This window comes from Pseudomonas rhodesiae (assembly GCF_013285305.1).
Classification (GTDB): Bacteria; Pseudomonadota; Gammaproteobacteria; order Pseudomonadales; family Pseudomonadaceae; genus Aquipseudomonas; species Aquipseudomonas rhodesiae.
This window is the reverse complement of sequence record NZ_CP054205.1, coordinates 4,779,664-4,800,529: the sequence shown is the minus strand read 5'-3', so window position 1 is coordinate 4,800,529 and position 20,866 is coordinate 4,779,664. Positions and strand designations below refer to the sequence as shown.

Sequence of the window (20,866 nt, the reverse complement as noted above, 5' to 3'; positions counted from 1 at the left end):
AACTAGACGAACAAGAAGACGCAGCACAGTAAAAAATCCTCACCTCGCCGCTGACATTTCGGCGAAGTGAGGTCGATGCGGTCAGATATCCCAGATCACATTGACGGCAAAGTTGCGCCCGGGCTGGGTCAGGCGGTCGAGGTTGGCCGGACCGGTCACAGCCGCTTCGCCGACGCTGTCGTAGCTGCGCACGTCATCCCAGTTCCAGTATTTCTTGTCGGTGAGGTTGTAGACGCCGCCGTTGATGGTCACGTCGTCAGTCACTTTGTAGAAGGCCGTCAGGTCGACCACGCCGAATCCTGGGGTTTTGAACGGGCCGCTGGTATCGCCGTCCGGCGCGTGGAAGGTACTGCTGTCAACGCGGTTCTGTTTTTTCACCAGGGTCCAGCTCAACAGGCCACCGTAGTTGTCCTGGTCATAGCCCAGGCCCAATACGCCCTTAAGCGGGTTGACGCTGTTCAGCGGCTCGCCGTTATCGTCGTTGCGGCCGTAGGCATAGGAAACCGCACCCTGGGTATAGAGGCCTTGCGGGGCGCCGAAAGCATCCAGGTTCAGGCGGCCTTTGGCTTCCGCGCCCTTGATGGTGGCGCGCTTGATATTGACCGCCTGGAACTGTTCAACCGTGCCCCCGACGACCGCATTGTCTTCGTCGATAAAGTTGCGGTACTTGTTATAAAACAACGCGATTTCAAAAGAGCCCTCGTCGAACTTGCCGCGAATCCCGGTTTCGACGCCTTTGCTGGTTTCTGGCTTGAGGTCGGGGTTCGGTTCGACCGTGTAGCCCAGATTGAGGTTTTCAAAGCGCCCGTACAGGGCCTTGGCGGACGGTGTACGGAAACCTTCGGCGTATTGGCCGAACCAGGTGTATTGATCGGTCAGGGCGTACGTCAGGCCAAACTTGGGCGTTATACGGTGCCAGGTTTTTTCCTTGTCACTCACCGGGTCCGCGCCGGTCGGGTTGACGGTGTTGAGGAACTCCTGGGTCAGCTTGGGCTTGAGCCGGGTGTAGTCGTAGCGCACGGCCGGCAGGAAGGTCCATTTGTCCCAGGCGATCTGATCCTGGGCGAACAGCGAGTAGGTGTTGATGGTCGGGTCGGGAAAGTCGCTGGACTTCTTCACGCTGTCACTGGCCATTGGGCTGGGCGCGCCGATGGCGGTGCAACCGCTGCCAACGGCCAGGCACGTCGCGCTGCCCTCCCGCGAGCCGGTGACCTTCTGCTGCTTGAGGGTGGTGCCGTAGGTCACTTGGTGATCGGTGGCACCCAGGCTGAATGCTTTGTCTAACTGCGCATCGAAAACCCACTGTTTTTCCTGGTAGAGCGTGTCGCGCGTGCGCAGGACGCGACGGCCTGACTGATAGATCTCGGCAGTGGTCTGGTCGGTCTTGGCGATCTGGTAATTGAGGCTGGTCTTGATGCGATCGGCAATCGGCGACTCAAGCGCGAAGCTGTTTTCCAGGCCGAAACGCTCGCGGGTGATGGTGTCGTTGCCTCGACGATCACGGTACAGGTTGAACCCTCGGCCACCGATGAACGGACCACCCACGGCGTTCTTCAAGTTGACGTCGCGGTCATCCTTGTACTTTTCGTAGGTCAGGCCCAGGCGGTTATCCTCGCCGTAGTTCCACCCGAGCTTGGCCAGTACGTTGGTGGTGCGTGCGTCTTCCGGGTTGGCGCCGGTGCGGGCCAGGCCGGTGGCGTTGTTGCCGTTGTAGGATTCGGTTTCATGGCCGTTGCGCTGGCTCAGGTGCAGCAAACCGTCGACGTCGCCCACGCGGCCGGCGAAGGTGCCGGAGGTTAGCCAGCTCTCGTCGGCGGAGCTGTAGCCGGTCTTCAGGCGCGCACCGACATCCTGGCCGGGCTTGATGATGTCGTCCGGGTCGAGGGTGAAGTAACTCACGGCACCGCCGATGGCGCTGCTGCCGTACAGGGCCGAGGCCGGGCCGCGCAGAATCTCCACGCGCTTGACGATTTCCGGATCGACGTAGTTGCGGCGCGTCTTGGCGTAGGGGCCGTTGAAGAAGTTGTCCGGCACTTCCACGCCGTCCACCTGGGTGAGAATGCGGTCGCCGTCGATGCCGCGGATGTTGAAACCGGCATTGCCCGAACGGGTGCCGGCGCCGCCCACCGAAACCCCAGGTTCATAGCGGGCCAGGTCGCGAATGGTGTTGACGTTCTGGCGGTCGAGTTCCTCGCGCTCGTGCACGCTGACGGTGCTCGGTACGCTGTCGACGTCCTGGGCGTTGCGGGTGGCGCTGATGGTCACCTGTTGCAGGTTGAGGGTGCTGCCGGCGGCGCGTCTCTCTAGAACAATGTTGTTATTGCCCAGTTTGCGATAGCTCAGGTTGGTCCCCACCAACAGCCGATCCAGGGCTTTTTCCGGCGGCAATGGGCCGCGCACGCCCGGAGAGGACACGCCCTGGCCGAGTTCCGCCGGCAGGCCCACTTGCCAGCCAGTCACCGCGGTAAAGGCATTGAGGGCCGAGACCAGCGGCTGTTGTTCGATGCTGAATTGATAATTGCCGTGGCTGCGCGGCGCCGGTTCGGCGGCCGTGGCGCTGACGGCGGGTATGCCGGCCAACAGGATGGCGGCGGTGAGCAAGGACAGAACGGGCGAAGAAGACCGGCGGTTGAAACGAGAGGACATCGAGAGCGCTCCGGGGTACGAATCTTATAGTTGCGAACCTTTCCAAATAGGAATTAGTTGCATTGGCTAAGACGAGACGTACCACCGCTGGCTATCGAGTAAAAATAATTCTCATTTAGTTCAAGATCACCAGCGCGGGGTATTCCGAGAGCGTGGCCGAAGTGATGTGGGCCAGTGAGCGCACAACATCCAGAGGTTGGTCGAGGCGGTAATTACCGGTGACGGCGACACTGGCGAGTTGCTCGTTGGTGTTGACGATCCAGCCGGGGTAGTAGCGACGTAGTTCGGCAAGCACCTCGCTCAAAGGGCAGTTTTCGAAAATCAGCCGGCCCCGCACCCAGGCCAGGTCTTTGTTGGCATCCAGCTTGGCCGGCTGGCCGAAGCCCTTGGGGCCGATGCGGATACTTTCCCCTGCGCTCAGGCGCACCCGGGCGTCGTCGAAGGTGTTGCTCAGGTCCACATCGCCGCGTTGCACCTGCACTTGTGCCTCGCCATCGAGGTAGCGCACGGCGAACGCGGTGTCACTTACGCTGGCGCGCACCGGGCCGGCATCGATTTCCAGGGGCAGGCCATGGGTGGCCGCCACGTCGAAAAACGCTTCGCCCTGATAGAGGCGGGCGATGCGCTGGTGGTTCTGAACGCGGCTGGAAAACGCCGAGTTGGTGTTGAGCAACACGTTGGCGCCTTCGTCCAGTTGCAGGCGCTGACGTTCACCGACCACGGTGAGGTGGTCGGCTTGCAGGCGCATCGGCAGACTGCTGAAGCTGAACAGCCCGATCACCAGCACGGCGGCGGTAGCCAGGGGTTTCCAGTGCGGTTGGATACGGCGCCAGGCGCTGGGTTTGCGCGGCGCGGCCAGGGCCACGGCGGCGCTGTGTACCGGCGCGCCGCCCCAGGCGGCTTGGGCTTTATCGAAGGCGTGAGCATGGGCCGGATCGCGGGCCAGCCAGGCTTGGAACTCAGCCTGCTGGCCGGGCTGCGGGCACTGCAGGGCGATCAGCCAATCGAGGGCCTGGTCCATCGCCGGGTCTTGCAGCACCTCATGCGCCAGCGCTTCGGGGCGCGGGTTATTGGGGTCGGTCACGGGGTTCCTCGGGTCTTCGCCACGTTTTTATTCAATTTTCCTACGGCCTGCGTCGACACTTCTGTGGGATGAAGCTTAAGACTGATCCAGCCGTTCGGCCACACCTACGCAGATGGCCATGATCAATTTCAGTTCCTTCTGCACCGTGCTCAAGGACACACCCAACTGGTCGGCAATCTCCTGATAGCTGCAACCGTGCAGGCGACTGAGGATGAAAATCTGCTGCTGACGCGCGCTCAATTGGCCCAGGCTGACGCTCAGGTGCTCCAGCAGTTGCTCGGCCTGGGTCGCATCCTCGGGGGTGGTGGTGGGGGCGACGACGCTTTGCAGAATCTGCAGCGGTACGTCTTCTTGCAGGGTGCGGGCCTGGATTTTGCGCGCGCGTAGATGATCCAACGCCAGATTGCGCGCTGTTTGATAGACGAAAGGTTCCAGGTGATCGATCGGCCGCTCGTTCAGGGCCCGGGTCACGCGCAGGTAGGTTTCCTGCAGCAAGTCTTCGGCGGTGCTGTGGTTATGCACCATGCGTTGCAGGGTGCGCAGCAGAATCGCCCGTTGAGTGAGGAAGACATGGTTGAAGCGAGATTGGCTCACAGTGACACCAGACCGATAGGCAGTTAATGATAATGCTTATCATCAACGCAAATGGCAAGTGGCTATTCCTCTGTTGCTCAATGCAAAGCCAATGCGGGAGGGAGCTTGCCCCCCCTCCCGCACAACCACCATTACTCGGCGTTGCAGAGTGCCAGGCAGTTATCCAGCATACGGTTGGAGAAGCCCCACTCGTTGTCATACCAGGCGAGCACTTTCAGCAATTTACCGCTGACCTTGGTGTGATTGGCATCGAAGATCGACGACAGCGGGTTGTGGTTGAAGTCACTGGAAACCAGCGGCAGGGTGTTGTAGCCGAGGATCTTGGAGTGCTGGCTGGCGTCCTTGAGCAGCGCGTTGACTTGCTCGGCGGTGGCTTCTTGCTTCAGTTGCACGGTGAGGTCCACCAGGGACACGTTGATTACCGGCACGCGCACGGCCATGCCGGTCAGTTTGCCCGCCAGTTCCGGCAGCACCAGGCCGACCGCTTCGGCAGCGCCGGTCTTGCTTGGGATCATGTTCTGGGTGGCCGAACGCGCGCGGTATGGGTCGGTGTGGTAAACGTCGGTCAGGTTCTGGTCGTTGGTGTAGGCGTGGATCGTGGTCATCAGGCCGCTTTCGATGCCCAGCTCACGGTGCAGCACCTGGGCCACCGGCGCCAGGCAGTTGGTGGTGCACGAAGCGTTGGAGATGATCTGGTGGGATTGGCGCAGAATGTCATGGTTCACGCCGTAGACCACGGTGGCGTCCGCGCCCTTGGCCGGGGCGGAGATGATCACCTTGCGCGCGCCGGCGCTGATATGGGCGGCGGCTTTGGCGCGGTCGGTGAACAGACCGGTGCATTCGAACACCACGTCGATATTCAGCGCGGCCCACGGCAGCTCGGCCGGGTTGCGAATAGCACTGACGGCGATCCGGTCACCGTTGACGGTCAGGCTTTCCTGATCGTGGGCGACCTCTGCATCGAAAGTACCGTGTACGGTATCGAATTTGAGCAAGTGGGCATTGATCGAACTGTCGCCCAGATCATTGATGGCGACGATCTGCAAATCCTGGCGGTAGCCTTGGGTATACAGTGCGCGCAGGACATTGCGGCCGATACGGCCAAAACCATTGATTGCGATACGAAGAGTCATTGGAAAGTGCCTGTCGTCGATTTGTTGTAAGAATTACAAGATTATTCGCATAAAAATAGAAAACAAGCCTTTTTAGTGGCAATATTTTGTTCAATCTACAACGAGTGACCTGAATCAACTGGTCCGATGATCCAAACGACACCCTGCCATCCCATGCGCTGTGGGCGTTTGATCAGCATAGACACTCAGGTCGCCACATCCGTTAGCCTGGAGTTCTACACATGCATCCCCGCGTCCTTGAGGTCACCGAACGGCTTATCGCCCGCAGCCGCGCCACCCGCGAGGCTTACCTTGCGCTCATCCGCGGCGCAGCCAGCGACGGTCCGATGCGCGGTAAGCTGCAATGCGCCAACTTTGCCCATGGCGTGGCTGGTTGCGGCACCGAAGACAAACAGAGCCTGCGCATGATGAATGCCGCCAACGTGGCAATTGTTTCTTCATATAACGACATGCTCTCAGCGCATCAGCCCTACGAACATTTCCCTGAACAAATAAAGAAAGCCCTACGCGAAGTGGGCTCGGTCGGCCAATTCGCCGGCGGCACTCCGGCGATGTGCGACGGCGTGACTCAGGGCGAACCGGGCATGGAGCTGAGCCTGCTCAGTCGTGAAGTCATCGCCATGTCCACGGCGGTGGCGCTGTCCCACAACATGTTCGATGCGGCGCTGATGCTGGGCATCTGCGACAAGATCGTGCCGGGCCTGATGATGGGCGCGCTGCGCTACGGGCATTTGCCGATGATCTTCGTGCCCGGCGGGCCGATGCCGTCGGGCATCTCCAACAAACAGAAAGCCGATGTGCGCCAGCGCTACGCCGAAGGCAAGGCCAGCCGCGAGGAGCTGCTGGAATCGGAGATGCAGTCCTACCACAGCCCCGGCACCTGCACCTTCTACGGCACCGCCAACACCAACCAACTGCTGATGGAAGTGATGGGCCTGCACCTGCCGGGCGCGTCATTCGTCAACCCGTATACACCGCTGCGCGATGCGTTGACCCGCGAAGCCGCGCACCAGGTCACGCGTCTGACCAAGGCCAACGGCAACTTCACGCCGATCGGCGAGATAGTCGACGAAAAATCCATCGTCAACTCCATCGTGGCCCTGAATGCCACCGGCGGCTCCACCAACCACACCCTGCACATGCCGGCCATCGCCATGTCGGCGGGCATCATCCTGACCTGGCAGGACATGGCCGACCTCTCCGAGGTGGTGCCGACTCTGTCCCACGTTTATCCAAACGGCAAAGCCGATATCAACCACTTCCAGGCAGCGGGCGGTATGTCGTTCCTGATCCGTGAGCTGCTGGAAGCCGGCCTGTTGCATGAAGACGTCAACACCGTGGCCGGCAAAGGCCTGAGCCGCTACACCCAGGAACCGTTCCTGGTCGACGGCGAGCTGATCTGGCGCGACGGCCCCATCGAAAGCCTCGACGAAGCCATCCTGCGCCCGGTGGCCCGTGCGTTCTCGCCCGAAGGCGGGCTGCGGGTGATGGAGGGCAACCTCGGTCGTGGCGTAATGAAAGTCTCCGCCGTGGCCCTTGAGCACCAGATCGTCGAAGCGCCGGCGGTGGTGTTCCAGGACCAGCAGGACCTGGCCGACGCGTTCAAGGCCGGCGAGTTGGAAAAAGATTTCGTGGCGGTGATGCGCTTCCAGGGCCCGCGCTCCAATGGCATGCCGGAACTGCACAAAATGACGCCGTTCCTTGGTGTGTTGCAGGACCGTGGTTTCAAAGTGGCGTTGGTAACAGACGGGCGCATGTCCGGCGCGTCGGGTAAGATTCCCGCCGCGATCCATGTAAACCCCGAAGCCCAAAGCGGCGGGCCGCTGGCGCGCGTGCGCGATGGCGATATCATTCGCGTGGATGGCGTCAAAGGCACCCTGGAGCTTAAGGTGGACGCCGAAGAATTTGCAGCGCGAGCGCCTGCCACGGGCCTGTTGGGCAATAACGTGGGGGCCGGTCGCGAGCTGTTTGCATTTATGCGCTTGGCCGCAAGCTCCGCAGAGCAGGGCGCCAGCGCCTTTACCTCTGCCCTGGAGACGCTTAAGTGAAGTTAGCGCTGGTCGGTGACATCGGTGGTACCAACGCCCGTTTCGCGTTGTGGCGGGATCAAGCCCTGCATTCGATCCGCGTGCACGCCACGGCGGATCACGACAGCCCTGAGGCGGCCATCCAGGTCTACCTCAAGGAAGAGGGCCTGAGCGTCGGCGACATCGGCGCGGTGTGCCTGTCAGTGGCGGGGCCGGTGAGTGGCGATGAGTTCAAGTTCACCAACAATCACTGGCGCTTGAGCAAGACCGCATTCTGCAAAACGTTGCAGGTGGATGAACTGCTGCTGGTCAACGATTTCTCGGCCATGGCCCTGGGCATGACGCGCCTGCAACCCGACGAATTCCGCGTGGTTTGCGAAGGCACGCCCGAGCCGTTGCGCCCAGCGGTGGTGATCGGCCCAGGCACCGGGCTGGGGGTCGGCACCTTGCTGGACCTTGGCGCCGGCCGGTTCGCGGCGTTGCCGGGGGAGGGCGGCCATGTCGACCTGCCCCTGAGCAGCCCACGGGAAACCCAGCTGTGGCAGCACATTTACAACGAGATCGGCCACGTCAGCGCCGAAACTGCCTTGAGCGGCGGCGGCTTGCCGCGTCTGTATCGGGCGATTTGTGCGGTGGACGGTCATGTGCCGGTGCTGGACACGCCCGAAGCCATCACGGCGGCAGGCCTGGCCGGCGATCCGATCGCCATGGAAGTATTGGATCAGTTCAGCATCTGGCTGGGTCGTGTGGCCGGTAACAACGTGCTCACCACCGGCGCGCGCGGCGGCGTGTATATCGTGGGCGGGGTGATTCCGAGATTTGCCGACTTCTTTATCCACAGCGGCTTTGCCAAGAGCTTTCGTGACAAAGGCTGCATGAGCGAGTACTTCAACGGTATTCCGGTGTGGCTGGTGACGGCGCCGTATTCTGGCTTGACCGGGGCGGGTGTGGCGTTAGAACAGGCATTTGCTTAGGCAGTGATAGCCACCCACAGCCGTGTGGGAGGGAGCTTGCCCCCGATGAGGCCAGCAACAACACCCCATAACAACAAGGAGGCCCCTCGTGAGCGTTATCAGTAAATCCATTCTCCTGGTCGACGACGACCAGGAAATCCGCGAATTGCTGCAAACCTACCTCAGTCGCGCCGGCTTCCAGGTGCGGGGCGTGGCCGATGGCGCGGGGTTTCGTCAGGCGATGAACGACGCGCCGTGCGATCTGGTGATCCTTGATGTGATGTTGCCGGACGAAGACGGTTTCAGCCTGTGTCGCTGGGTTCGCCAGCACCCGCGCCAGGCGCAGGTGCCGATCATCATGCTCACCGCCAGCTCCGACGAAGCCGACCGCGTGATCGGCCTGGAGCTGGGCGCCGATGACTACATCGGTAAGCCGTTCAGCCCACGTGAGCTGCAAGCGCGGATCAAAGCGCTGTTGCGCCGTTGTCAGTTCGGCCAGGAGCGCAATACCGGCGGCGACGTGGTGGTGTTCGACGAGTGGCGACTGGACATGATCAGCCACCGCCTGTTTCACGTCGATGGCGAAGAAGTGATTCTGTCCGGCGCCGACTTTGCCCTGCTCAAATTGTTTCTCGATCATCCCCAGGAAATTCTCGACCGCGACACCATCGGCAACGCCACCCGTGGCCGCGACCTGATGCCGCTGGACCGTATCGTCGACATGGCGGTCAGCCGTCTGCGCCAACGCCTGCGCGATACCGAAAAGCCTCCACGGCTGATCCGCACCGTGCGCGGCAGCGGCTATCAACTGGCAGCCAACGTGGTTGCCGGCAATGCCCACTGAACCAGTAGCCGAACGTCGCCGCCGCTTTCCGGTGCCACGCTCGCTATTGGGGCGCATGTTGTTGCTCACGTTGCTGGTGGTGCTGTTCGCCCAGGCGCTGTCCAGCGTGATCTGGGTCTCGCAATTGCGCGCTACCCAGCTCGAAGGCCTGGTCACCAGCGCGCGCAGCCTGGCGCATTCGATGACCGCCAGCGTGAGTTACTTCCGTTCCCTGCCGGTGGCCTATCGCCCATTGGTGCTCGACCAACTGCGCAGCATGGGCGGCACTCGCTTTGTGGTGACCCTCAACGATCGCCCCCTCGACATGCAAGTACTGCCTGAAACTCCGCGCAAACAAGCGGTGCTGGTAGCGGTGGATGAAGTGTTGCGCCAGACCCTGGGCGCCGATGTGCATATCTCGGTGGAATTCGTCAGCGCCGAAGACCTGCGGATTTTCAACGCGGGCCTCAAGCTCGATGAATTGCCACGGTCCTGGGCCCATTACGCGCTGACCCTGGAGCCGGTGAACCCGCCAGTGCTGGTGACCCAGATCCAACTGGCGCCCGGCGAATGGCTGTATATCGCTTCGCTGCTGCCCGAACCCTACACCAGCCTCGAAGAACAGGGCCTGCCGTCTCAGCAGGTGTGGTTCATCGTGTTGACCAGCGGCCTTCTATTGCTGTTTATCGGTTTGTTGGTGCACTGGCAGAGCCGGCCCCTCAAGCGCCTGGCGCGGGCGGCACGGGATATGTCCCTGGGCGCCGACGTCGAACCGGTAGCCGAAGGCGGCGGCAGCGAGGTGGTCGAAGTGGGGCGTGCATTCAACGCCATGCGCGAACGCATCAGCCGCTACCTGACCGAGCGCAGCCAGTTGTTCAGTGCAATTTCCCACGACCTGCGCACGCCGATCACACGTCTGCGCCTGCGCGTGGAGCTGCTTGAAGATGAGAACCTGCAAGCCAAGTTCGGTCGCGACCTGGATGAGCTGGAACTGTTGGTCAAGGGCGCGCTGCAATGCGTGAAGGACACCGATATCCACGAGAACATCCAGCCAGTGGACCTCAACCATGTGCTCGAATGCCTGGTGGAGCCCTACGTGGCGCCCAGCGGCAACGGTCGCGTAACCCTGGACGGCATGGCGCTGACGACTTACCCGGGCAAACCGTTGGCGCTCAAGCGCTGCATCGGCAACCTGATCGACAACGCGTTGAAGTACGGGCAAAACGCTCATCTGCATATCGAGGACGATGGCGTGCAGTTCATCCTGCATGTGGACGATGAAGGCCCCGGTGTGCCGGAGCAGCGTCTGGAGCAAGTCTTCGAACCGCACTTTCGCCTCGCCGGCCAGCAACAAGGCTACGGCCTGGGGTTGGGTATCGCACGCAACATCGCCCACAGCCATGGCGGCGAAGTGAGTTTGCAGAACCTGCGCGAGGGCGGCTTGCGCGTCACCCTGCAACTGCCCCGAACCCTGGACTGATAAGACTACCGGACAAATATGGGAGGGGCGGTGCGACGATTCGACTTGCCCCCGATAGCAGTGGCTCAGTCAGCCCATTTGCCGCCGACGCACTGCTATCGAGCACGCCCTCGGCCGCAATGGTTTTCTCTCGTGTGTCAGATGCTTTGGCGCAGCCGCGCCAGATCCCGTAGCGGTGGTGCGCCGAACAAGCGGCTGTACTCGCGGCTGAACTGCGATGGGCTTTCATACCCCACCCGATAGCCTGCCGCCGACGCTTCCAACCCTTCGGCGATCATCAGGCGTCGCGCTTCCTGTAAACGCAGCTGCTTCTGGTACTGCAGCGGGCTCATTGCCGTGATCGCCTTGAAGCGATGGTGCAAGGTCGACACGCTCAGGTTCACTTCCTTGGCAAGGTCATCGATGCGCAGGGGTTGCTCATAGTTGCCGTTGAGCCATTTGATCGCCTGGCTGACTCGATGGCTCTGGCTGTTGGCCACGGCAATTTCATACAGCCGATAGCCCTGCGGCCCACGCAGCAAGCGGTAGAGGATCTCCCGGTTGATCAACGGCGCGAGCATGGCGATATCTTTGGGCGTGTCCAATAAACGCGCCAGGCGCAGCACGGCGTCGAGCAGCTGGGTGTCGATGCGGTCCACGTACATCCCGCGGGAGGTCGGGCGCGTGGGCACGCCCATGGGGCCGGCTTCGGCGATCAGGGCGGTCAACTGGGCCGGGTCGATATTGATACGCACCGACAGGTTCGGGTCCTCGGGTGTGGCGTCGATGATCCGCCCGGCCACCGGCATCGCCACCGAGAACACCAGGTAATTGAGGGGGTCGTAGGCGAAGACCTCGTCGGCCAGGCGCACTTCCTTGCTGCCACTGGCGAGGATGCACAGCGCGGGCTCCACCAGCACCGGCGCGAAATCCCGCGGCGTGTTGTGGCGGTTCATGAACAGCGAAGTAATTGCCGTGCCGTAAGAGCCGTCTTCCCAGGTATGCCGATGCACGATGCTGGCGAGTTCGGCACGCTGTTTTTCCATCTCGGCATCGAGGGGCGGGGAGAGGTGGTCGAGCGACGGCATGGGAGGTCCTCTGGGCGGTGCTTGGATGGAGCTCAGCTTAGTGGCGGCTATTGAAAAAGTGTTAGGTCGATTCTGCACAATCCTTGCCTGATCCTGCGGCCTGTCGTGAATCAGGCAAGCCCGTTACCGGTCACGGGCCTGTAATATGGCGTTCTTGCTTTGCCTGAAACCGCGGGTCTGCACAGCGGTTTCAGGCTTCTCGCAGGATTGTGCAATAAGCTGGCAGGAATCGACTAACCGACTACGCGCCCGCGCCGCTATTGTTGATCCTGTGGCAACACGCCCCTCACAGTGCTTGCCGAGCATCACTTCTCAACGGGAGAGTCGAATATGTCCACCCCCATTCCCGCAAGCCATATGGCCTTTATCCGCGCCCGCAGCGGGTGCAGCACCGAATTGGGTGCACGCTTGAGCAGTTTGATCGAACCGGGCCGTCAGGCGCAGGGTTGTCTGCAATTCTCGTTGCAGCATTCCCAGGTCGACCCCGATGTGTGGTTGGTCTCAGGTTTTTGGAGCAGTGAGCAGGCGATGAGCGCTTACTTCAACTCGCCGGCCCTGATGATCTTTACCGAGCTGTTGAACGACATGGTCGTGCGCAGCATGGACTTCCAGACCTTCACCGATGCGTCCGCCGCCCACGCCTATGGCGAGTACCTGCAACTCGCCGGTTGAAGCGGTTTAGAATGGCCGACTTTTCATTGGCCAGGACCTGCAATATGGCACGTAAACAATTTGCCCATCACGAAGCCGTTTCCGCTGTTGTACCGGGGGAAGGGGGCTACAGCGCCGCCGTCGCCGTGAAGGCGCTGGACGGCATGGGCGCCCCACGGTTTCACAAGATCCTCGACGGGCAGACGTTCAAGACCGCTTCGGATGCCGATGATGCGGCCGTCGTGCAGCTTGAGCAGTTGGTCGATGTCGATGAAGAGGGTCAACTGACCTGGGCGAATGGCGCCAGCTAAAACTGCGGCAGGGGCCTTCGGTTATTTCAGTCAGGGTTTGCTGGCGCCTGGGCGGTACATCTTGAACAGCGCCTCCGGGCCCAACTGGAAGTAGTCCGCCGGGCCACCGCCGCGCAGAATCGGCTCGGCCGCGGCCGTGTCGTAGATGCCGTCCTTGAGCAGCCATTTGGCGATGTGCACCGCAACCACTTCGCCCAGCACCAACCAGCTCGGTACCAGGGTTTGATCGGCGCGTTGCAGCTGGATGATCTGGGTGACTTTGCATTCGAACGACACCGGGCTTTCACCCACCCGTGGCACGCTGACGATCTTCGACGCCACCGGTGTCAGGCCGGATAACGCAAATTCATCCACCTCGGGCGCCACCGCCGCGCAGCTCTGATTCATCTGCTCGGCCAGTGGGCGAGTCGCCAGGTTCCAGACGAACTCGCCGGTCTGTTCGATATTGTTCAGGCTGTCTTTGCGCCCAACGCTGGAGAACCCAATGATCGGCGGAACGTAATTGAACGCATTGAAGAAACTGTAGGGCGCCAGGTTCAGGCGGCCTGCTTGGTCGTGGGACGAAATCCAGCCAATCGGCCGGGGACCGACGATGGCATTGAACGGATCATGAGGCAGGCCGTGGCCGTTGGCGGGTTCGTAGAAGTGGATATCGTCAGGCATGGCCGGGTTCCTGCTGCGGGGTTCTGGAAGGCAGCCATAGTGCAATCCATAGCGACGAATTTCCATCCGCCCATAGAATTTTCATTCAGCGTCCACCTCTTTTTCACAGCGGCCCGTTCAGTCTGCGCCAAGGTCGACACCTCTTATAAGACTGAGCCTCGGAGCCTTCTACCGCATGAATAAACTTCCTCAGATCACCCTGGCGTTCTGGGTCATGAAAATCTGCGCAACCACCCTGGGCGAAACCGCGGGTGACTTGCTATCGATGACCCTCAACGTCGGTTACGCCCTTAGCTCGATGATTTTGATCAGCGTGTTCCTGGTCACTCTGGTGACACAACTTTGGTCGAAAACCTACAACCCGGTGCTGTATTGGATCGTGATTTTATCCACCAGCACTGCAGGCACTACTATGTCCGACTTCATGGATCGCACCCTGGGCCTGGGTTACGCCACCGGTTCGATGATTCTGATCGTGATACTGATGATCATCTTCGCCCTGTGGCACCTCAGTGGCGACTCACTGAACGTGAACAAGGTGCAGACGTTCCGAGGCGAGTTGTTCTATTGGATGGCCATCCTGTTTTCCAACACCCTGGGCACGGCCCTGGGCGACTTCCTGGCGGATGATTCGGGGTTGGGCTTCGCTGGCGGAGCATTGCTGATTGGCTCGACCATCGCAGCGGTGGTAGCGCTCAAGTACTTCACCCAAATCTCGTCGGTGCTGTTGTTCTGGGTGGCATTTGTGTTGACCCGGCCGTTTGGTGCGACCTTGGGCGACTTCTTGACCAAGCCCTATGAAAAAGGCGGCTTGGATTTCGGCACCATTGGGTCCTCGGCGGTATTGGCGGCGGTGCTGGTGGTGATGATTGCTGGGGCGTCGTATGCACAGCGGCGGTATGGCCGGAGCCCAATAGCAGAGGTGTCCTGATTCAAAATAATGAGATGGCCACCTTGCAGAAAAGGTGGGAACCCTAGATGTGGGAGGGGACAAGCCCGCTCCCACATTTGTTACTGCACGCAACCGTTAGTTCGTAGTAATCCGCGAATGTTTGCGAGTGTCTTTCATGGTCACGTAGACCATCAGCGACACCGCGATGCAGGCGGTCACGTACCAGTAGTAACCGGTTTCCATGCCGATGCTCTTGAACCACAGCGCGATGTATTCAGCGGTCCCGCCGAAGATCGATACGGTCAGTGCATACGGCAGGCCCACGCCCAGGGCGCGGATTTCGGTGGGGAACAGTTCGGCTTTGACAACCGCGTTGATCGAGGTGTAGCCGCTGACGATGATCAGCGCCGCCATGATCAGGAAGAACGCTCCCCACCAGGTCTGGATGGTGTGCAAGGTGGTGAGGATCGGCACGGTGAACAGCGTACCGAGGATGCCGAAGGCAATCAGAATGGGGCGGCGACCGATCTTGTCCGACAGCCCGCCGATGATGGGTTGCAGGCACATGAACAGAAACAGCGTCGCCGCCGAAATGGTGGTGGAGTCGGAAATGCTCATGCCGACGGTGTTCACCAGGTACTTCTGCATGTAAGTGGTGTAGGTGTAGAAGGCCAGGGTGCCGCCCATGGTCAGGCCGACCACGGTCATCAATTCCTTGGGGTGACGCAGCAAGGTGCGCATGGCGCTTTCCTTGGCTTTTTCCTTCTTGGTAAACGACTCGGTTTCTTCCATGCCACGACGCAGGTATAACGCGACCACGGCACACAGGGCGCCAATGGCGAACGGAATACGCCAGCCCCAGGCGTAGAGTTGTTCGGTGGTCAGCACTTGTTGCAGCACGATCAACACCGCCAGTGCGATGAGCTGGCCGGAGATCAGGGTTACGTATTGGAAGCTGGAGAAGAAACCACGGCGTTCCTTGGTTGCCATCTCGCTGAGGTAGGTGGCCGAGGTGCCGTATTCACCACCCACCGACAAGCCTTGCAGCAGCCGGGCAAACACCAGCAGGATCGGCGCGCCGACACCGATGGTTTCATAGCCGGGGCTGAGGGCGATGATCAGCGAGCCGAAGCACATCAGCAGCACCGAGGCCATCAGCGCGGCCTTGCGCCCTTTGTAGTCCGCATACAAGCCCATCAGCCAACCGCCGATCGGGCGCATCAGGAAGCCCACGGCGAAGATCGCGGCGGTGTTGAGCAATTGGGCGGTGGTGTCGCCTTTGGGGAAGAAGGCTTTGGCGAAGTACAGCGAGAAGGCGGCATAGACGTACCAGTCATACCACTCGACCATGTTGCCCACCGAGCCGCTGAAGATCGATTTGATCCGGCTGGTGGTGGTGCGTTCTTTGGCCGGCGCGGCCACCGACCCCGCAGACAGGGTGTTGGAGTTATCCATCGAAGGATCCTTCATCTAGTTGTTTTTATGGAGCAGCGCGAGCGTTGCCTGGCTGGGGCTATAGCAGGAGCTGTGCCAAGGGGATGAAGGCCCGGTTTAGAAGGGTTTGAGGAAATTTTTGAGCGAAAAGTCGCTGATGATTTTGGTGGTGATGAGCGGAAATCCGCTCATTCGTCCGGCAGAAACATTTCTCGGGTCAGGCCGTGGCGCTGCATTTTTTCATTGAAGGTGCGCCGCGGCAGTTGCAGTTCCGCGAGCACCGCTTTGATATCGCCCTTATGTCGGCTCAACGCGGCTTTCAGGCACTGCGCTTCAAAGGCTTCCTGCTGCGCCGCCAGGGATTGCCCGGTTTCGACAGTGTCCGTTTCCGGCTCGCCCAGGCCCAGCACCTGGCGCTCGGCAACGTTGGCCAACTCCCGCACATTACCCGGCCAGTCATGGCTGAGCAGGCGCCCCAACTGCGCGCCGCTCAAGGGCTCGACACGGCGCCCAAGGCGCTCGGCGGCGCTCTGGGCGAAGTGCTCGTAGAGCAGGGGAATGTCTTCGCGCCGCTCGCGCAACGGCGGCAGGCGCAACTGTGCGACGTTCAGGCGATACGCCAGGTCTTCGCGAAAACGTCCGGCGCGGGCCTCTTCCAGCAAATCGGGTTTGGTCGCGGCGATGATGCGCAGGTCCACAGGGATGCTCTGGTTGGAACCCAGGCGCTCCAGCTTCTGCTCTTGCAGTACCCGCAGCAGTTTGACTTGTTGGGCCAAGGGCATGCTTTCGATTTCGTCGAGAAACAGCGTACCGCCATGGGCGTATTCCAGTTTGCCGATGCGTTTGCCCTGGGCCCCGGTAAAGGCGCCGCTTTCGTGACCGAACAGTTCGGCCTCAAACAGCTGCTCGGGGATCGCCGCGCAGTTGAGCGCCACGAACGGCTTTTTCGCCCGTGGACCGAAATCATGCAGGCAGCGAGCGACCAGTTCCTTGCCGCTGCCGGTCTCGCCACGGATCAGCACATTGACCGGTAGCGCCGCCAGATCCAGCACTTGGCGGCGCAGGTTCTGCAACGCGCGGGACATGCCGAGCAAGCTCGATTCCAACTGCGCGCGCTGCCCGGCCTGCTGGTGCAGGCGGCGGTTTTCCAGGACCAGCCCGCGCTTGTCCAAGGCGCGGCGCAGGCCGTTGAGCAAGGCGTCGGGGCTGAAGGGCTTTTCCAGAAAGTCGTAGGCGCCGTCGCGCATGGCTTCCACGGCCATCGGCACATCGCCATGGCCGGTGAGCAGAATCACCGGCAGGTCCGCATCGCGCCGCTGCACTTCGGCCAGCAGTTCCAAGCCGCTGAGCCCGGGCATGCGCACGTCACTGAGGATGACTCCGGCAAAGTCCCTGGGCAGTTGTGCCAGGCATTCCTCGGCGCGACTGAACAATTGCACCTCAAAACCGGACAGGCTCAACCATTGTTCGACGGCCGTGCGGATACTGGCTTCGTCGTCGACCACAATTACCGCGTTCAACATAGGTCCGGCGTCTCCAGCGCGATGGGCAGGGTCAGGGTGAACACCGCGCCGTCGCCTCGGTTAGCGGCGATCAGGCGTCCGCCGAGTTCGTGCACGATGGCGTAGGACACCGCCAGCCCCAGGCCGAGCCCGTCGCCCACCGGTTTGGTGGTGAAAAACGGGTCGAACACACTGTTCAAGTGTTCTTCGGCAATGCCGCCGCCGCTGTCGCTGACGGTCAACTGCCACAGCTGCTGGTCGGCGTGCAGGCGGATTTCCAGGCGCTTGCGCGGTTTGTCGGCCATGGCATCCAGAGCGTTGCGCAGCAGGTTGATCATTACTTGTTCCAGGCGGATCGCGTCGCCGCGTACCCAGGCAGGGCGGGTCAGGTCCAGCACAGTGCCGATGCTTTCGTCGCGCAGGCGCGCGTCGAGCAAGTGCAGGGATTGGTCGACCACGGTGGCCAGGTCCAGGCGTTCGCGCAGGCCACTGGGGCTTTTACGCGCGAAGGTCTTGAGATGGCCGGTGAGCGCGGCCATGCGCGTGAGCATATCGTCCAGCGGCGTGAGAGCCTTGTAGGCGTCGTCCACGCGGCCATGGTCGAGCAGCAGGCGCAGGGTGGCCAGTTGCATGCGCTGGGCTGTCAGCGGCTGGTTGATTTCATGGGCCAGGGCCGCCGACATCTGCCCCAGGGCGGCCAGCTTGGCGGACTGCACCAGGCCGTCCTGAGCGGTGCGCAGCGCTTGGGTGCGCTCTTCCACCAGGCGCTCCAGCTCTTGGCGACTGCGCTGGCGCAGGCGTGCCAGGCGCCAACGCTGGGTCAGGAACAGCACCAGAAACACCAGCGCCAGCCACGAACCGGCAGCAGCCAGGCCGGCATTGCGTTGGTCTTCGAAAGCGAACTGGGGTTTGCGCAACAGGTGCAAGGTCCACCCTTCGGCCTTCAGCGGCAGGGATTCCCAGATGTAATTGGCACTGCCGTCTGGGCCGTTGACGCGCATCAGGTGACTGTTTTCATCGAAGCGTTGCAGGGGCTGAGTGTCCAGCGGCTGCAGCTGCTTCTTATCGTATTGGCGGGTGGCCTTGAGTTCGGCGAGGTCGCTGTCCGACAGCGGTCGCAGGTTGCGATAGCGCCAGCCCGGCTGGTTGGCGATAAATACGATGCCACGCGCATCGCTGACCAGCAGCAGATCATTGCCCTGGGCCCATTCGCGCTCAAGCTCGGGAAACTCCAGCTTGACCACCATGGCGCCGAGGAACTGCTCGTGCTCGTCCAGTACCGCGCTGGACAGGAAATAGCCGGGAATGCCCGTGGTCACCCCCACCGCATAAAAACGCCCGGTGCCCTGGCTGCGGGTCTGGCTGAAATAAGGCCGGAATGCGTAGTTGTGGCCAACATAACTGCTCGGCAAGTTCCAGTTACTGGCCGCGACGGCCAGACCGGTGTGATCCATCAATTCCAGGGTGGACGACTGCGCGGCGCCGTTGATGCGTTCCAGCTTGCGGTTGAGCAAGTCCTGGGTGGCGCTGTCCAGCGGACCTTTCAAGGCGTTGATCATTTCCGAATCCAGCGCCAGCACCGCAGGCAGGGCGCGGTAGCGTTCGATCAGGGTGTGCAGGGAGTTGGCATACAGCGCCAATTGCTGATTGGCACGGGCGGCATCGTCCACCAGGGCCTGGCGTTCGGCATGCCGCGTGGCCAGGGCGGCGGCCAGTACCGCACCGGCGATGATCAGCAGGGAGTAGAAGCTCAGACGCAGGGGGCGAGGGATCACGATCATACGGTGATGAACAGGCACGGTAAGGGGAGTGCACCATAGCATGAGCAGCAGCGGTCTTGGGGTGCGCCAGGTCATTGTAAATGGGCAGGTTGCGCAGGTTTTGCGGCAAGCCCGGCGCTGAGAAATAGGCAGGCAATAAAAAAGCGACCGTGCTGATCGCAGCGGTCGCTTTTTCTGTCGCTCAGGCAGTGCTTATTGCACTTCTACCGCCAGGCTTTCACTGATCTTTTTCTGCCAGATGGCAGGACCGGTGATGTGGACGGATTCGCCCTTGCTGTCCACCGCCACGGTGACCGGCATGTCTTTGACCTCGAACTCGTAGATCGCTTCCATGCCCAGTTCTGCGAAAGCCACCACGCGGGACTTCTTGATAGCTTGCGCCACCAGGTAGGCAGCGCCGCCCACGGCCATCAGGTACACGGCTTTGTGGTCCTTGATCGCGTCGATGGCGGTCGGGCCGCGTTCGGATTTACCGATCATGCCCAACAGGCCGGTCTGATCAAGGATCTGACGGGTGAACTTGTCCATCCGCGTGGCGGTGGTCGGGCCGGCTGGGCCGACTACTTCTTCGCGCACTGGATCAACCGGGCCGACGTAGTAGATGAAGCGACCCTTGAGGTCCACTGGCAGGGTTTCACCCTTGTTCAGCATCTCGACCATGCGCTTGTGCGCCGCGTCGCGACCGGTGAGCATCTTGCCGTTGAGCAATACGGTTTCGCCCGGTTTCCAACTCTGCACGTCTTCCGGTGTCAGGGTGTCGAGGTTGACGCGGCGGGCCGACGGGCCGGCCTCCCAGACGATTTCCGGGTAGGCGTCCAACGGTGGCGCTTCCAGCGACGCCGGGCCCGAACCGTCGAGCACGAAGTGCGCGTGACGGGTGGCGGCGCAGTTGGGGATCATGCACACCGGCAACGAGGCTGCGTGGGTCGGGTAATCCATGATCTTCACGTCGAGCACGGTGGTCAGGCCACCCAGGCCCTGGGCGCCGATGCCCAGTTGGTTGACCTTCTCGAACAGCTCCAGGCGCATCTCTTCGATACGGTTCTGCGGGCCGCGTTTTTTCAGCTCGTGGATGTCGATGGATTCCATCAACACTTCCTTGGCCATCACGGCGGCTTTCTCGGCGGTGCCGCCGATGCCGATGCCGAGCATGCCAGGTGGGCACCAGCCGGCGCCCATGGTCGGAACGGTCTTGAGCACCCAGTCGACGATCGAGTCGGACGGGTTGAGCATGGCCATTTTCGACTTGTTCTCGGAGCCGCCGCCTTTGGCCGCCACGTCCACTTCCACGGTGTTGCCCGGAACGATGGAGTAGTGGATGACCGCAGGGGTGTTGTCCTTGGTGTTTTTACGCGCGCCGGCCGGATCGGCGAGAATCGAGGCACGCAGGACGTTTTCCGGCAGGTTGTAGGCGCGACGCACACCTTCGTTGATCATGTCGTCCAGGCCCATGGTGGCGCCATCCCAGCGTACGTCCATGCCCACACGCACGAACACGGTAACGATACCGGTGTCCTGGCAGATCGGGCGATGGCCGGTGGCGCACATGCGCGAGTTGATCAGGATCTGGGCCATGGAGTCACGGGCCGCTGGCGACTCTTCGCGCAGGTAGGCTTCGTGCATCGCCTGGATGAAATCCACGGGGTGGTAGTAGGAAATGAATTGCAGGGCGTCGGCAACGCTCTGAATCAGGTCGTCTTGCTTGATCACGGTCATGAGTCGCGCTCCTCTATAAGACGGGAACATTCAATAAAGGTGGCATCAGTGGGGTGCATCGGTCGGCTGAGGCCACCTTTCCAAGGCACGCCAAGTGGTGCAGGCGCGA

At 61.5% G+C, this 20,866-nt stretch carries 17 protein-coding genes; 7 read left to right on the top strand and 10 right to left on the bottom strand.

Annotated elements, in window-relative coordinates:
- Positions 1 to 81: 81 nt before the first annotated feature.
- The 4 genes from HRH33_RS21730 to gap form a co-directional block, all read right to left on the bottom strand.
- The gene (locus tag HRH33_RS21730; RefSeq protein ID WP_167416655.1) at positions 82 to 2,646 is read right to left on the bottom strand and encodes a TonB-dependent receptor; all 2,565 of its coding nucleotides are present in this window, start codon (positions 2,644 to 2,646) and stop codon (positions 82 to 84) included.
- Between the two features lie 115 nt (positions 2,647 to 2,761).
- A complete protein-coding gene (locus HRH33_RS21725; protein WP_167416656.1) occupies positions 2,762 to 3,730 on the bottom strand; it encodes a FecR family protein in 969 nt (322 codons plus the stop codon).
- Between the two features lie 75 nt (positions 3,731 to 3,805).
- Positions 3,806 to 4,324 (bottom strand): RNA polymerase sigma factor, encoded by a 519-nt coding sequence (locus HRH33_RS21720; protein ID WP_034114998.1) that lies wholly within the window; start codon positions 4,322 to 4,324, stop codon positions 3,806 to 3,808.
- A gap of 131 nt (positions 4,325 to 4,455) precedes the next feature.
- Positions 4,456 to 5,457 carry a type I glyceraldehyde-3-phosphate dehydrogenase gene (gene gap / locus HRH33_RS21715; RefSeq protein WP_034114997.1) on the bottom strand — a complete coding sequence of 334 codons (1,002 nt, stop codon included), beginning with the start codon at positions 5,455 to 5,457 and terminating at the stop codon, positions 4,456 to 4,458.
- A gap of 221 nt (positions 5,458 to 5,678) precedes the next feature.
- Here gap and edd point away from each other — a divergent pair, with 221 nt between their 5' ends.
- The 4 genes from edd (at position 5,679) to HRH33_RS21695 (ending at position 10,740) form a co-directional block, all read left to right on the top strand.
- Positions 5,679 to 7,505 carry a phosphogluconate dehydratase gene (edd, locus tag HRH33_RS21710; RefSeq protein WP_034100262.1) on the top strand — a complete coding sequence of 609 codons (1,827 nt, stop codon included), beginning with the start codon at positions 5,679 to 5,681 and terminating at the stop codon, positions 7,503 to 7,505.
- On the top strand, positions 7,502 to 8,458 hold the full coding sequence (locus HRH33_RS21705) for a glucokinase (protein ID WP_034100260.1): 957 nt from the start codon (positions 7,502 to 7,504) through the stop codon (positions 8,456 to 8,458). Before edd ends, HRH33_RS21705 begins: the two co-directional genes overlap by 4 nt.
- Before the next feature lie 88 nt (positions 8,459 to 8,546).
- Positions 8,547 to 9,281 carry a response regulator gene (locus tag HRH33_RS21700; RefSeq protein ID WP_034100258.1) on the top strand — a complete coding sequence of 245 codons (735 nt, stop codon included), beginning with the start codon at positions 8,547 to 8,549 and terminating at the stop codon, positions 9,279 to 9,281.
- Entirely contained in the window at positions 9,271 to 10,740 is a 1,470-nt protein-coding gene (locus HRH33_RS21695) for an ATP-binding protein (protein WP_034139159.1), read from the top strand. Before HRH33_RS21700 ends, HRH33_RS21695 begins: the two co-directional genes overlap by 11 nt.
- A gap of 137 nt (positions 10,741 to 10,877) precedes the next feature.
- Here HRH33_RS21695 and HRH33_RS21690 read toward each other — a convergent pair whose 3' ends face one another.
- A complete protein-coding gene (locus HRH33_RS21690; RefSeq protein WP_034114996.1) occupies positions 10,878 to 11,807 on the bottom strand; it encodes an AraC family transcriptional regulator in 930 nt (309 codons plus the stop codon).
- Between the two features lie 330 nt (positions 11,808 to 12,137).
- Between HRH33_RS21690 and HRH33_RS21685 the strand changes: the two genes are divergently transcribed.
- Both HRH33_RS21685 and HRH33_RS21680 read left to right on the top strand, forming a co-directional pair.
- Positions 12,138 to 12,479, top strand: coding sequence for an antibiotic biosynthesis monooxygenase family protein (locus HRH33_RS21685; RefSeq protein WP_034100252.1), 342 nt, complete (start codon positions 12,138 to 12,140; stop codon positions 12,477 to 12,479).
- Between the two features lie 44 nt (positions 12,480 to 12,523).
- On the top strand, positions 12,524 to 12,769 hold the full coding sequence (locus tag HRH33_RS21680; protein WP_094065458.1) for a hypothetical protein: 246 nt from the start codon (positions 12,524 to 12,526) through the stop codon (positions 12,767 to 12,769).
- A 30-nt stretch (positions 12,770 to 12,799) separates the two neighbouring features.
- On the opposite strand, the gene HRH33_RS21675 is transcribed toward HRH33_RS21680, so the two are convergent.
- Positions 12,800 to 13,432, bottom strand: coding sequence for a flavin reductase family protein (locus tag HRH33_RS21675; protein WP_034114995.1), 633 nt, complete (start codon positions 13,430 to 13,432; stop codon positions 12,800 to 12,802).
- Positions 13,433 to 13,607: 175 nt separating this feature from the next.
- On the opposite strand from HRH33_RS21675, the gene HRH33_RS21670 reads away from it, so the two are divergent.
- Positions 13,608 to 14,363, top strand: coding sequence for a COG4705 family protein (locus HRH33_RS21670; RefSeq protein ID WP_047881973.1), 756 nt, complete (start codon positions 13,608 to 13,610; stop codon positions 14,361 to 14,363).
- Positions 14,364 to 14,459: 96 nt separating this feature from the next.
- Here the strand turns inward: HRH33_RS21670 and HRH33_RS21665 are convergent, their stop codons facing one another.
- From HRH33_RS21665 to HRH33_RS21650, 4 genes are all read right to left on the bottom strand, one after another.
- Positions 14,460 to 15,779: an MFS transporter gene (locus tag HRH33_RS21665; RefSeq protein WP_034139157.1), complete on the bottom strand. Its 1,320-nt coding sequence runs from the start codon at positions 15,777 to 15,779 to the stop codon at positions 14,460 to 14,462.
- A gap of 167 nt (positions 15,780 to 15,946) precedes the next feature.
- Positions 15,947 to 17,281 carry a sigma-54-dependent transcriptional regulator gene (locus HRH33_RS21660; RefSeq protein ID WP_034139156.1) on the bottom strand — a complete coding sequence of 445 codons (1,335 nt, stop codon included), beginning with the start codon at positions 17,279 to 17,281 and terminating at the stop codon, positions 15,947 to 15,949.
- Positions 17,275 to 19,041 (bottom strand): sensor histidine kinase, encoded by a 1,767-nt coding sequence (locus HRH33_RS21655; RefSeq protein WP_034139155.1) that lies wholly within the window; start codon positions 19,039 to 19,041, stop codon positions 17,275 to 17,277. The genes HRH33_RS21660 and HRH33_RS21655 overlap by 7 nt, the downstream gene beginning before the upstream one ends.
- A 192-nt stretch (positions 19,042 to 19,233) precedes the next feature.
- On the bottom strand, positions 19,234 to 20,757 hold the full coding sequence (locus tag HRH33_RS21650) for a fumarate hydratase (protein WP_034100239.1): 1,524 nt from the start codon (positions 20,755 to 20,757) through the stop codon (positions 19,234 to 19,236).
- Positions 20,758 to 20,866 lie beyond the last annotated feature (109 nt).

What these genes read in the sequence shown, in the direction of transcription:
- HRH33_RS21730 (WP_167416655.1), bottom strand. Translation starts at nt 2,646, where the DNA reads ATGTCCTCTCGTTTCAACCGCCGGTCTTCTTCGCCCGTTCTGTCCTTG.
- gap (WP_034114997.1), bottom strand. Translation starts at nt 5,457, where the DNA reads ATGACTCTTCGTATCGCAATCAATGGTTTTGGCCGTATCGGCCGCAAT.
- edd (WP_034100262.1), top strand. Translation starts at nt 5,679, where the DNA reads ATGCATCCCCGCGTCCTTGAGGTCACCGAACGGCTTATCGCCCGCAGC.
- HRH33_RS21695 (WP_034139159.1), top strand. Translation starts at nt 9,271, where the DNA reads ATGCCCACTGAACCAGTAGCCGAACGTCGCCGCCGCTTTCCGGTGCCA.
- HRH33_RS21690 (WP_034114996.1), bottom strand. Translation starts at nt 11,807, where the DNA reads ATGCCGTCGCTCGACCACCTCTCCCCGCCCCTCGATGCCGAGATGGAA.
- HRH33_RS21685 (WP_034100252.1), top strand. Translation starts at nt 12,138, where the DNA reads ATGTCCACCCCCATTCCCGCAAGCCATATGGCCTTTATCCGCGCCCGC.
- HRH33_RS21680 (WP_094065458.1), top strand. Translation starts at nt 12,524, where the DNA reads ATGGCACGTAAACAATTTGCCCATCACGAAGCCGTTTCCGCTGTTGTA.
- HRH33_RS21675 (WP_034114995.1), bottom strand. Translation starts at nt 13,432, where the DNA reads ATGCCTGACGATATCCACTTCTACGAACCCGCCAACGGCCACGGCCTG.
- HRH33_RS21670 (WP_047881973.1), top strand. Translation starts at nt 13,608, where the DNA reads ATGAATAAACTTCCTCAGATCACCCTGGCGTTCTGGGTCATGAAAATC.
- HRH33_RS21665 (WP_034139157.1), bottom strand. Translation starts at nt 15,779, where the DNA reads ATGGATAACTCCAACACCCTGTCTGCGGGGTCGGTGGCCGCGCCGGCC.
- HRH33_RS21660 (WP_034139156.1), bottom strand. Translation starts at nt 17,281, where the DNA reads ATGTTGAACGCGGTAATTGTGGTCGACGACGAAGCCAGTATCCGCACG.
- HRH33_RS21655 (WP_034139155.1), bottom strand. Translation starts at nt 19,041, where the DNA reads ATGATCGTGATCCCTCGCCCCCTGCGTCTGAGCTTCTACTCCCTGCTG.
- HRH33_RS21650 (WP_034100239.1), bottom strand. Translation starts at nt 20,757, where the DNA reads ATGACCGTGATCAAGCAAGACGACCTGATTCAGAGCGTTGCCGACGCC.